This window comes from Streptomyces sp. NPDC087270 (assembly GCF_044744625.1).
Lineage (GTDB): Bacteria > Actinomycetota > Actinomycetes > Streptomycetales > Streptomycetaceae > Actinacidiphila.
Genome location: NZ_JBIUYR010000034.1, coordinates 1 through 11,840 on the forward strand (window position 1 = coordinate 1; position 11,840 = coordinate 11,840).

7 protein-coding genes are annotated in these 11,840 nt (G+C 74.7%); 4 read left to right on the forward strand and 3 right to left on the reverse strand.

The annotated features are described in order from the left end of the window. Window positions 1-451 precede the first annotated feature (451 nt). Window positions 452-676: a hypothetical protein gene (locus tag ACIPAE_RS38860; protein ID WP_329368335.1), complete on the reverse strand. Its 225-nt coding sequence runs from the start codon at window positions 674-676 to the stop codon at window positions 452-454. Window positions 677-999: 323 nt separating this feature from the next. Then, window positions 1,000-3,948: a BTAD domain-containing putative transcriptional regulator gene (locus ACIPAE_RS38865; RefSeq protein ID WP_329368337.1), complete on the reverse strand. Its 2,949-nt coding sequence runs from the start codon at window positions 3,946-3,948 to the stop codon at window positions 1,000-1,002. Window positions 3,949-4,425: 477 nt separating this feature from the next. On the opposite strand from ACIPAE_RS38865, the gene ACIPAE_RS38870 reads away from it, so the two are divergent. Beyond that, window positions 4,426-5,193, forward strand: a complete 768-nt coding sequence (locus ACIPAE_RS38870) for an AMP-binding protein (protein ID WP_329368338.1) — start codon at window positions 4,426-4,428, stop codon at window positions 5,191-5,193. Window positions 5,194-5,332: 139 nt separating this feature from the next. On the opposite strand, the gene ACIPAE_RS38875 is transcribed toward ACIPAE_RS38870, so the two are convergent. Continuing rightward, entirely contained in the window at window positions 5,333-6,895 is a 1,563-nt protein-coding gene (locus ACIPAE_RS38875) for a CehA/McbA family metallohydrolase (protein ID WP_402452063.1), read from the reverse strand. A gap of 552 nt (window positions 6,896-7,447) precedes the next feature. Between ACIPAE_RS38875 and ACIPAE_RS38880 the strand changes: the two genes are divergently transcribed. The 3 genes from ACIPAE_RS38880 to ACIPAE_RS38890 all read left to right on the forward strand — a co-directional run bounded on the left by ACIPAE_RS38880 (window position 7,448) and on the right by ACIPAE_RS38890 (window position 11,629). Beyond that, window positions 7,448-8,650: a phosphodiester glycosidase family protein gene (locus ACIPAE_RS38880; protein ID WP_402452066.1), complete on the forward strand. Its 1,203-nt coding sequence runs from the start codon at window positions 7,448-7,450 to the stop codon at window positions 8,648-8,650. Window positions 8,651-9,161: 511 nt separating this feature from the next. Further along, window positions 9,162-10,265 carry an ADP-ribosylglycohydrolase family protein gene (locus ACIPAE_RS38885; RefSeq protein ID WP_328465042.1) on the forward strand — a complete coding sequence of 368 codons (1,104 nt, stop codon included), beginning with the start codon at window positions 9,162-9,164 and terminating at the stop codon, window positions 10,263-10,265. Window positions 10,266-10,432: 167 nt separating this feature from the next. Beyond that, complete coding sequence (locus ACIPAE_RS38890; protein WP_402452070.1) at window positions 10,433-11,629, forward strand: PLP-dependent aminotransferase family protein; 1,197 nt, start codon at window positions 10,433-10,435, stop codon at window positions 11,627-11,629. Window positions 11,630-11,840 lie beyond the last annotated feature (211 nt).

Consider the following 11,840-nt stretch of genomic DNA (forward strand, 5'->3'; position numbering starts at 1 on the left):
CCTGCCTGCTCCTCTCCAATCCCCTGGCCTGACCGCTCCCCGGCTTGACCGCCCACCCGCCCCGGCCCCCCCCCCCCCCCCCCCCCCCCCCCCCCCCCCCCCCCCCCCCCCCCCCCCCCCCCCCCCCCCCAACCCCCCCCCCCAACCCCCCCCCCCCCCCCCCCCCCCCCCCCCCCCCCCCCCCCCCCCCCCCCCCCCCCCCCCCCCCCCCCCCCCCCCCCCCCCCCCCGGGGGGGCCCCCCCCCCCCCCCCGGGCGGCCCCCGACCTGCTGCCCGGACTGTGAGCCGGCCCCCTGAGCCAGCTCGCCGGTCCCCCCTCGGGCGTCCCCCTCTTCTCCAGCGGACCCGGAAACCCCCATCTCCAGGTCCACGGGACCATGCCCGCCGCTGGGCAGTTCGCCCGGCGCCCCGTGCCACACCGTGCCGTGCCGCACGGGCGCCTCGCGGCGGATCAGTTTGCGGGCTCGGACTCGGTGTGCCAGTTGTTCGGCTTGACCTGACCGGGCTTCGTCGTGGGCTTGTCCGCCAGCAGCCCGTCGACCGGGGCCTCCGAGGCGTCCTCCGTGTGCCAGTTGGCCGGCTCGACCTTTCCCGGAGTCGGCGTGGTCGGCGGAGCGGGGTCGGTCGGGTCGGTCGGCGGCTGGTTCTCGGTGGTCTCGGTGGTCTCAGTCGTCATGGTGGTTCTCCTGCACTTCGGGGACCTGCTGTGGTGAAGCCCACCCGGCGACGACCCCCGTGCATCACCGGGCGGGCGGCTCGTGCGGTGATGGAATCGTGGCAGCCGCCGATAATCAACCGATAAACGGTATCGATGAGTTGCCGAATCGGCTGGTAGCAGTCCCGGGCCGCGAGTCCGGTGCCCGTTTCCACCCCGTCCCGCCGGGCCCGTGCCCGGTTCCGCCCGGTCGCGGGACCAGGCCGCAACCCGGTCCCGTCAAATCCGGTACACGGTCCGGCTCGGGCCCGCCGCGTCGCACTCCGTGCCGTGGCCGGCCGTCGTCAGCCGACCATCCGGATCACCGAGGGCGCGGTCTCGTCACCGAGCAGCCGCCGTACCTCCTGCGCCTCCGGAGAGCCGAGCGCCACGTACATGCCCAGCGCGTCGTGCCAGCATGCGTGCGCTCGTACGAGCTGGCCCATGTCGGCGAGCGCCCGGCCGAGCACGGTGAGTACGTTGGCGGTGCGCCACTCGCCGCCGACCTCGCGCTGGATGACCAGGGCCTGTTCGGCCGCGGCCGCCGACCGCAGGCTGTGGCCGGCCGCCCGGTGCGCCTCGGCCAGCCGGTAGAGCGCCATGCCCTCCCAGAACTGCTGCCGGGCGTCGCGGAAGATCTCCACCGCCTCGTTCAGGCGGGCCACCGCCTCGTCGATGCGTCCGGCGGCGGTCAGCGCGACGGCGACGGCGTACAGCCCGTTGCCGAGCCGGAAGCCGACGTTCAACTCCCGGTAGACGGCGAGCGCCTGCTGGCTGTTGGCCACCGCCGCGTCGGAGTCGCCGAGGCTCAACTGGGCACGGGACAGGTTGCTGAGGGCGGACGCCTCACCGTGCCGGTTGCCGTCGGAGCGGAACGCCTCCAGGGCGGCCTCGTGGTATTCGGTGCAGACGTCGAAGCGTTGCGCCTGGTGCGCGATGATGCCGCGCAGGTTCGGCGCGTAGCTGCAGGTGACGGGGTCCTCGGCGGCCAGCCCGACGACCATCGCGCGCCGCGCTTCCTCGTCGGCGGCGGCGAAACGGGCGGTCATCCGCAGGAGTTGGGCGACCAGCACCCTGGCCCGGCCCTCGACCAGGGCGTCACCGCAGGCGTTCGCGGTGGCCACGACCGCGTGTGCGGCCTGTTCGTACTGCCGGGCGTAGATCCCCGACTCCATCAGGTCCTGGGCGGCCCACAGCAGGTCCGTCGCCTTGCGCATCAGGCCGCCGCAGCCGTCGTCGGCCGACTGCTCGACGGCCGCCAGCAGGACCTGGGCCTCGGCGAACAGCCACTCCAGCCCGGCTTCGCGGGAGTCGAAGGCCATGCCGGGCAGGGAGGTTACGGCGAGGTGGTCCAGCACCCGGTCACCGGGGTTCTCCAGCGCGTAGACGGCCGTGGCCGAGGCGAGGTAGAAGTCCAGCAGCCGGGACAGCGCCGAGCAGCGCTCCTGCTCGGTCTCGTCACGCTCGGCGCACTCGCGCGCGTACAGCCGCAGCAGGTCGTGGAAGCGGTAACGGGCCGGCGCCGCCGACTCGATGAGGCTTATGTCGACCAGTGTCTCCAGCAACTCCTCGGCCGTGTACGGGTCGAGGTCCAGGACGGCGGCGGCCGCGTCCAGCGAGATGTCGGGGCCCTCGGGGAGGGACAGCAGCCGGAAGGCGCGGGCCTGCTGGGGCGACAGGTGGCCGTAGCCGAGCGCGAAGGTGGCCTTGACGGCGAGGTCGCCGGCCCGCAACTCGTCCAACCGGCGTCGCTGGTCGGCGAGTTTGCGGGCCAGTACGGAGACGGTCCAGGTGCGGCGGGCGGCCAGCCGGGCAGCGGCGATCCGGATCGCCAGCGGGAGGAAGCCGCAGGCGCCCACCACGGCGAGCGCGGCCTGCCGTTCACCGGCCACCCGCTCCTCGCCGACGATCCGGCTGAAGAGTTGGAGGGCCTCCTCGGGCGACATCACGTCGAGGTCGACCAGGTGCGCGCCTTCCAGGTCGACCATCCGCATCCGGCTGGTGACCAGAGCGGCGCAGCCGGGCGTGCCGGGCAGCAACTGCCTTATCTGCGCGGCGTCGTAGGCGTTGTCGAGCAGGGTGAGGACGCGGCGGCCGTCGAGGGTGGAGCGGTAGAGCGCGGCGCGCTCGGCGAGCGAGTCGGGGATGGCGGGGTTGGGAACGCCCAACGCCCGCAGGAACGCGCCGAGTACGGCCTCGGGCTCGGCCGGGCGCGGTTCGGTGCCCTGCAGGTCGACGTACAACTGCCCGTCGGGGAAGGCGTCCCGGACCGCGTGCGCGACGTGCACCGCGAGGGTGGTCTTGCCGACGCCGCCGATCCCGGCCACGGCGGAGACCGCCATCACCCCGCCCTCCTTGCCCTGCTCGGTGGCCAGGGCGAGTTGGCGGCCGAGTTCGTCGGCGACGGCGCGGCGGCCGGTGAAGTCGGGCACGCTCGCGGGAAGTTGCGCGGGGCGGACGATCTCGGGGGTGCCGGCGTGCGCGGAGACCGGCGCGGCCAGGTCCGGGTCGGCCTCCAGGATGCGCTGGTGCAGGTCGCTGAGTTCGGCGGAGGGGTCGATGCCGAGCTCGTCGGCGAGCAGGCGGCGGGTGTCGGCGTAGACGCCCAGCGCCTCGGCCTGGCGCCCGCTGCGGTACAGCGCGAGCATCAGCAGGACGCGCAGCCGCTCGCGCAGCGGGTGTTCCGCGGAGACCGCGGTGAGTTCGGAGACCGCCTCGGCGTGCGCGCCCAGTTCCAGGTCGAGTTCGAGGCGTGCCTCGATCAGGCCGACCCGCCACTCGGCCAGCCGGGAGCGCTGCGTCTCCGCGTACGGCCCGGGCAGGCCGGCCAGCGGTTCGCCGTGCCACAGGTCGAGGGCGGCCGCCAGCAGGCGCCGGGCGTGCTCGGGGTCGCTCGCCTTCGCCTTCTCCGCGTCGGCGGCGAGACGTTCGACGACGGTGTAGTCCAGGGCGTCGGGCGCGACGTGCAGGGCGTAGCCGCCGGAGTCGGTGACCAGCGCCTTGGGGCCGAGCGCCTTGCGCAGCCGGAAGGCGTACGAACGCAGCGCGGCGAGCGCGGTGTTGGGCGGGCTCTCGCCCCAGACGGCGTCGAGCAGTTCGGACGCGGAGGCGGTGCGGCCACCGCGCAGCAGCAGCGCGGCGAGCACCGCCCGCTGCTGTGGCGCCCCGGTGCCGATCGGGACGTCGCCGCGCCAGGCACGCACCGGGCCCAGCACCGCGAAGCGCAGGCCGCCCGGGTCCGTGCTGCTTTCCATCGTCTGCCCCCTGGATCGCCCATGTGCACATGCCGGGTGCGTCCCCGAGCCCGGCGCTCCGCGCGTATATCTATCGTTCATCGCTGGACGGAACAGTTCTCTGCATGACATGCGGAGCCGAAAGTTCGGCCCCGTCCGTGCCAGTTTGCCGTGTCGGGCGGCCGAGGTCACCCCGTGCATGGTGCCGATCCGGCCTCGTGCCGAATGTTGGGCCGAATTCGAGGTTCTGTCTGTGCGTGCGCGGAGGTTGTGTTGTGTGGGACAGGTTCACACCTATGTGTGTCCTGCGAACGGGCGGGTGACAGAGACATGCGGGTGTCGGGCAAAAACGATTCGGCGGATTCTTCGGTTTCAGGAGGATTGCGCCGGGAAACAACACTTGTGTCCGGTGCGGTGCTCTCCTGGCCGTCGTTGCACGGGACATCCACGCTCCCGGGGACGGGACCCGTACCGCCCGCACCCACCGGGACGGATACGGTGACCCGCGGCGGCGGGAAGCACAGCCGGCGCCGGCGGGGGCGCGGCGGTGGTTCCCACACCACCCTGGGCGAAGGCGGGCGCCTGCCCGGCCCGTTGCTCCGGCAGCGGGCCGAGCACCGGCCGCAGGGCATACCCGCGCTGCCCTACGGAGACAGCGCGCCGACGACCGGTACCGCCGGGTGCAGCTTCGCCGAGCTGGACCGACGGGCCCGGGCGGTCGCCGCGCGGCTGGGCAGCGTGCTGCAACCGGGCAGCCGCGTCATGCTCGTCTACCCGCAAGGGCCCGACCTCGCGGGCGCGTTCCTCGGCTGCCTGTACGCGGGCATGTCCGCGGTGCCGCTCGTGCTGTCCTCGCCCGGGGCGACGAGTTCGGTGGCCCACGCGGTGCGGCGCTGCGACCCGGCGATGGTGCTCACCGGCACCGACACCTGGACGCCGCTGGCGGTCGACCGGACGCGGGTCGAGGTGGTCGAGGCGGATGGCGTCCATGTCTCCGGCGAACCGGTGTGGCGGCTCGCGCAGAACTGGCGGCCGGTGGGCGTGCTGCGCGGCGCGCCCGCCTACCACCGGTACCACGATGACGGGGCGGTGGGCGGTCGGCTGGAGCCGGCGATGTCGCACGGCGATCTCACCGAGGTGATGGACGAGTTGGCCCAGGCGGTGCGGCTCGGCACCGACGAGGAGAACGTCGGCTGGATCGCCGCGGTGCACGGCGTGGAGGATGCCGTGTGGCGCATCCTGCTGCCGATCCGGATCGCGGTGTAGTGGTCGGCGCGATGCGCGGACGGCAGCAGGAGCGCCCGGACGGATGAGCATGGATCAGAACGGATGAGAAAGGCAGGAGGAACGGAGACGAGGGGGCGGTGCCGCGAGGGGCTGCGCCGCGAAGGGGTGCGCGAAGGGGTTATCGGCGGCCGAGCCAGATCGGGTTGGTGAGCGCGGCGGCCGGTCCAGGCAGGCCGGAGGTGTCGCCTGCCGCCGCGGGGTGCCGTACTTCCGCGCGCACATAGGACGCCAGCGACGCGGTGGTGGTCCACTCCACGGCACCGGAGGCGGGCAGGACCTGTCCGACGACCTGGCCCTCGTCGGTGAGCAGCCGCAGCAGGGAGCCGGCCGGCACGCCGGCGACCTGGAGGCGGACGGTCACCTCGGCGTCCGCGGCGACCTGCAACCGGTCGCCGATGCCGGCGTGTTCGCCGTGCGGGCCGGTGGCGGACAGGGAGAGCCGGACGTCGGCGTTCTCGGCGATCCAGGAGTGCCCGGCGCGGATGCCGGCCTGCAGGGAGCGGCGGTCGAGGCCGTCGGCGAGGACCACTGTCTGCGGCAGGCCGACGACGTCGGGGTCGCGGTGGGCGTCGGAGTTGCCCATCGCCGGCAGCCATTGGCCGTCGCCGCGCCGGGCCGCAGCGGTGAGCAGGTTGTCCCAGGTGAGCAGGGAGGCTTCGTCGTCAGGCGTCCAGGGGCCGTTCCAGACCTCGATGGCGTCGACGTTGTCGTAGCCGAACTTCCACTGGCTGGCGAGGCTGGTGCCGTACGGGTGGGCGGGCACCACGATGCCGCCGGCCCGGCGGATCTGCCGGGCGAAGCGGTCGAAGGCGTCGTCGCGGGCCCGGTAGCGCCAGTCGATCCACTCGCCGCCGTCCAGGCCGATCGCGAGGTAGTGGCCGTTGCGGGTGGTGATCTCCTCACCGGTGAGGATGAGCAGGTCGTCGCCGGCCAGCGGGCCGAGCAGCGGGTGCGCGGAAGAGGTGTTGTGGTCGCTGGAGTTGATGAAGTCGAGCTTCGCCGCCCGGGCGAGCGCGGCCAGTTGCTCCAGGGTGCGCTTGCCGTCGGAGTGCACGGTGTGCAGGTGGCAGTCGCCGCGGTACCAGCCGCGGCCGCGGCCGCGCACCTGCTCCGGCGGGTAGTCGGGCACGGGGGTGGTGCCGCGGTCGCCGAAGGTGAGGGTGACGGTCACCGAGTAGTCAAGGCCCTGCGGCGCGACCGTGTACGGGCCGAGCACCACATGCCAGGTGCCCGCCTCGACCGGTCCGGGCAGGTAGCCGGGCGTCGCCTGCTCCGCGCTGATCGAGAACTCCGTGCGCGCCCCGCCCGACCAGCCGCGGAAGCCCCGGCCGCCCAGGTCCGTGCCGTGCTGGTCGAAGATGCCAATGTCGCAGGCGTTGCCGAGCAGCCCGGCGGGCACGTCGGGCCGGTCGTAGGTGTACGACACGGCGATCTGCCGTACGCCGCGTGGCACGTTCAGCGGCAGGTACACGAAGTCGGCCACGCCGGTGGGCAGGTGGCCGGTGAGGGTACGGGTCACCTCGGTGCCGTCGGCGGGTGTCGGGGAGCCGGCCGCGGGGTCCTGGCCTGAGCCGGGGCCCGCGCCGGAGTCGGAGGCGGCGGCGAAGTCCACGGGGGCCAGCGTAAGGACGCCGGCCGCACCCGCGCTCGCGGAGAGCTTCAGTACATCTCGTCGGTCCATGGCGTCCACGGTCGGGGGTCCGGGTGAAGGGTGCGTGGCCGGGTCCGGTGCGCCCGGGGGCGGTAGGCGGCGGGATCGGTGTGGCGGTACGGCCGTTCGGGTGAGCGGAGCGCACGTCGGAGCGGGCCCGGCCCGTACGCCGGGACGGCCGTGGGCTTGTGCGCCCGGGTGCGCCTCGGCACGCTCGCTCGCGTGCACATGCACATGCCAACCCCTCGCCCCGGGCGCGTGGTCGTACGACCCGCACGCGCGGGGCCGTATGCGGTGGGAGAGCGCGGCGCGCCCCTCGTGGGCTGCGTGTTCCGTGCCGCGCGCCACCGCCGCAACTGCGCTGCCGTGCGGGCGAATTCGCCGCAGCGCCGCCGTCCCGTCGCCCGCGGTTCACCGTGCGGCCCGCGCCGGGCTGCTGAAGTCCTTCCGGACGAAGCTGAGTTGCGGGTCGGAGGAGGAGACGTGAGCGGTCGTACGAGAGCCACGGCGGGGCCGACGGACAGCGGGGCACGGGCGCGGGCACGGGTGAGGGCGCGGGTGCGGGCCGGGGGAGCGGCGGTCGTGACGTTCGCGGCGCTGGCCGGCGGTCTGGCGGGGGCGTCGGCGGCGGTGGCGCGGGACGTCGGCGGCCTGCCGTACTCCCAAGTGGAGCAGGTGGCACGGGGAGTGACGTACGGGCAGTTCTCGGTGGACGGCGGGAAGGGCGCCGTGACCGGGTACATGCTGACCGTCGACCTGTCCGACCCGCGGGTGCGGGTGGACCTGCTGACGCCCGGTGCGGTGGCCGACCGGGCGCCCGTGTCCCAACTCGCCGACTCCGCCCGGGCGGTGGGCGCCGTCAACGGCGACTTCTTCAACATCAGCGAGGAGCACGCCGGCGTCACCCCGACCGGCTCCTCCGACGGCCCGGAGATCGCCTCGGGCCGGGCGCTGAAGGCAGCGGTGCCGGACGCGCAGCGGTTCGGCCCGGCGATGCCGCCCGGCGGGACCACGCGGGACGTGCTCGGCGTCGGCGTGGACCGCAGGGCCCGGCTGGACCGGCTCACCCTCGCCGGCAGCGTCCGTACCCGGCAGGGCAGTCACCCGCTCGGCGGCTTCAACCAGTACGCGCTGCCCGAGGGCGGCATCGGCGCGTACACCGCCGGGTGGGGCACCGTCTCCCGCGAGCGCGCCGTCTGCGGCTCCGACACCTCCCGCGCCGCGGCGTGCAGCACCGACACCTACGAGGTGACCGTGCGCGGCGGCCGGGTCACCGCCGTGGCCGACACCCCCGGGCAGGGCGCGATCGCGCCGGGCAGCACCGTGCTGGTCGGGCGGGACGCGGGCGCGGACACCCTGCGCACGCTGCACGTCGGAGACCGCGCGGACGTCGGCGAGCGCCTCGTCCCGACCGCGTCGCACGTTCCGTACGCCTTCGCGGTGGGCGGCTTCCCGGTGCTGCGCGACGGCGCCCCGCTGCCCGGGCTCGACGCGAAGACGGCCGCGGTGCGGACCGCCGCGGGCTTCGGCGACCACGGCCGCACGCTCTACCTGCTCGCCCTCGACGGGACCGCGGCCGCCGACCCGGGCCTGACCGTCGCCGAGGTCGCCGACGTGATGCGGCAGGCGGGCGCCGACGACGCGGTCAACCTCGACGGCGGCGGCTCCACCACGCTGGTCACCCGCGCCCCAGGGGACCCGGCCGCCACCGTGCGCAACCACCCCTCGGGCGTGGCCGAGCGCCCGGTCGCCAACGCGGTCGGGGTGTTCAGCGCCGGCCACTGAGCCGGCGGGGAGCCGGCCGCCGGTCCGCGGGCCGTGGAGCCGGCTCCCTGGAGTGCGGCCCAGTGCGCTGCGCGTACGCCGGAGCGCACTTGGCACTCCTGTATGGCACCCGGCGTACGCCCCCTGACCCTCTCCTGAGCCCCACCTGACCCATGCCTGCCCCCGCCCGCCCCTGCCTGCTCCTCTCCAATCCCCTGGCCTGACCGCTCCCCGGCTTGACCGCCCACCGGCCCGGCCCGCCCCTGCCGCCCCGGCCCGACCCCCACCGCCCCGACCGCCCCCCGGCCCGCCCGACTGACCGAAGCGACCGACCGAAGCGACCGGCCCAATCCGCCCCAACCGACCCACCCGCCCCGCCCCGTACCGGGAGAAACCCCGGAAAACGCCGGAAAAGACGGCCCTTCGCGGACAACCCCGCACCTACCCTCGGCCCCCCTTCCGCTCTCGGTTTCGTCGGATATCGTGCGGCGCAGCACGGGATCGGATCGGGTGATGTTCGAAGGGGAGCGCATTGACCGCTGTCTGGGGACGCGCGCAGCAGCAGGACTTCCGCAGCCGGGTGCGCGGCTGCCTGCTCGGCGGAGCGATCGGCGACGCACTCGGCGCCGGCGTGGAATTCGAGTCGCTCGAGGCCGTCCTCAACACCCACGGCCCCGACGGCGTCACCGACTACGTGCCCGCGTACGGCAGACGCGGTGCCATCACCGACGACACCCAGATGACGCTCTTCACGGTCGAGGGCCTGATCCGCGCCCAGGTCCGCCGGGACACCGGCGCCTGGCACCCGCCCACCGACATCCACCGCGCCTACCTGCGGTGGGCCGCCACCCAGAACGAGTGGGGCCCCGACGAGCGCCGCAAGGACACCGGCTGGCTGGCCCGCGAGGAGTGGCTGTACGCGCGCCGCGCGCCCGGCGGCGCCTGCCTCAGCGGCCTGTCCGACGACCGGATGGGCACCCTGGAGGAGCCGAAGAACCCGGGCTCGAAGGGGTGCGGCGGGGTGATGCGGTCGGCACCGTTCGGCCTGCTGGTCGGGTGGGAGCCGCAACTCGTCTTCCAGCTCGCGGTCGAGTGCGCCGCGCAGACCCACGGCCACCCCACCGGGCAGCTCGCCTCGGGCGCGTTCGCGGTGATCGTGCACGGGCTGGCCCGCGGCGAGGCGCTGGACGGTTCCGTGCAGCACGCCCTCGCCCTGCTGGGCGCCCGCCCGGGCCACCAGGAGACCACCGACGCCCTCCAGAGCGCGCTGGGCGCGGTACGCCAGGGCCTGCCGTCGCCGCAGCGGGTCGAGGCGCTGGGCGAGGGCTGGACCGCCGAGGAGGCGCTGGCGATCGGCGTCTACTGCGCGCTGGTCGCCGAGGACGTCAGGCACGGGCTGCTGCTGGCGGTCAACCACTCAGGCGACAGCGACTCCACCGGGTCGATCTGCGGCAACCTGCTGGGCGTCCAGCACGGCGAGACCGCGCTGCCGCCCGCCTGGATCGCCGAGTTGGAGGGGCGGGCCACCATCCTCCAGCTCGCGGACGACTTCGCGATGGAGATGACCCAGTCCCCGGCGCTGCACGGCCCGTCCGGCGCGAGCCCGGCGTGGCTGGACCGCTACCCGGCGGCGTGACCGCGGAGGTGCGGGGCGGGGCGCGGGCGGCCACGGACCGGCACCCGGTACGGCCGTACCCGTGCGTGGCGGTCGGTACGCCCACCGTGTGCGGCGCCTCGCGGGCCGGATGCCCGCATCGTGGAAAGTAGCTGGACACAGCAACGATTCTTCGTAGGCTGCACGCCATGACGACCAGCCTCCGCGGAGCACTCCCCGAACTCGCCGGCCGCGCCCGCTCGGTGGGTTCCTCGCCGGTACGCGAGATCCTCGCGCTGACCGCGCGGCCGGAGGTGATCTCCTTCGCGGGCGGGCTGCCCGCGCCGGAACTGTTCGACGCCGAGGGGCTGCGCCAGGCGTACGACCGGGTGCTCGCCGAGCGCCCCGGCCAGGTGCTCCAGTACTCCACCACCGAGGGCGACCCGGACCTGCGTGCCGCCGTCGCGGCCCGGCTGTCCGGGCGCGGCCTGCCGACCGAGCCGGACGACCTGCTGGTGACCGGCGGCTCGCAGCAGGGGCTGAGCCTGGTCGCCACCGCGCTGCTGGAGCCCGGCGACACCGTGCTGGTGGAGAACCCGACCTACCTCGCCGCGCTGCAGTGCTTCGGCCTCGCCGGCGCCCGGGTGGTCCCGGTGCCCACCGACGCCGACGGGGTGCTGCCCGACGCGCTGGAGGAGCTGGTGCGGCGCGAGCGGCCCAAACTGCTCTACCTGGTGCCCAACTTCCAGAACCCCACCGGCCGTACGCTCCCGGCCGAGCGGCGCAGCGCGGTCGCCGGGATCGCCGGGCGGCACGGGCTGTGGATCGCCGAGGACGACCCGTACGGGGAGTTGCGCTTCGAGGGGGCGCACCAGCCGCAGATCGCGTCGTACGACGCCGCGGCCGACCGCACCGTCCTGCTCGGCAGCTTCTCCAAGGTGATGGCCCCCGGGCTGCGGCTGGGCTGGCTGCGTGCTCCGGCCGGCTTCCGCCGGGCCTGCGTGATCGCCAAGCAGTCCGCCGATCTGCACACCTCGACCGTCGACCAGGCCGCCGTCGCCCGCTATCTCGCCGACCGCGACCTGGACGCGCACCTGGACCGGGTCCGGGCGGCCTACCGTATCCGGCGCGACGCGCTGGTGGCCGGGCTGGCGGACGCGCTGCCGGCCGGCTCCGGGTGGAACCGGCCCGAGGGCGGCATGTTCCTGTGGGTGCGACTGCCCGAAGGGCATGACGCCACCGCGCTGCTGTCCGTCGCGGTTGGCCACGACGTCGCCTACGTGCCCGGCGCGCCGTTCTTCGCCGCCGACCCCGATCCGGCGGCGCTGCGGATGTCCTTCACCACGCACACCGCGGCGGAGATCGGCGAGGGGCTGGCGCGCCTCGCCAAGGTGTTCCGGCCGTAGGAGCGCGGCTGCGACCGCTCGTGCCGGTCCTCTCCTTCCTGTACGGCCGCCCGGAACTCCCGCGTCCCGGGCGGCCGTTCCGTCATGCCGCGCGCCAGGGCGCGGGAGTGCGGACGTCCGGCGAAGTGCCCGCTCATCGTCGGTTCGGCGGGCGGGTCGTCACAATGCCAAGCTGAGCAAAGAACGAGTAAAATCGTTCTGCTTTCTGACC

Coding starts and splice junctions, on each gene's coding strand:
- ACIPAE_RS38860 (WP_329368335.1), bottom strand. CDS start 676: ATGACGACTGAGACCACCGAGACCACCGAGAACCAGCCGCCGACCGAC.
- ACIPAE_RS38865 (WP_329368337.1), bottom strand. CDS start 3,948: ATGGAAAGCAGCACGGACCCGGGCGGCCTGCGCTTCGCGGTGCTGGGC.
- ACIPAE_RS38875 (WP_402452063.1), bottom strand. CDS start 6,895: ATGGACCGACGAGATGTACTGAAGCTCTCCGCGAGCGCGGGTGCGGCC.
- ACIPAE_RS38890 (WP_402452070.1), top strand. CDS start 10,433: ATGACGACCAGCCTCCGCGGAGCACTCCCCGAACTCGCCGGCCGCGCC.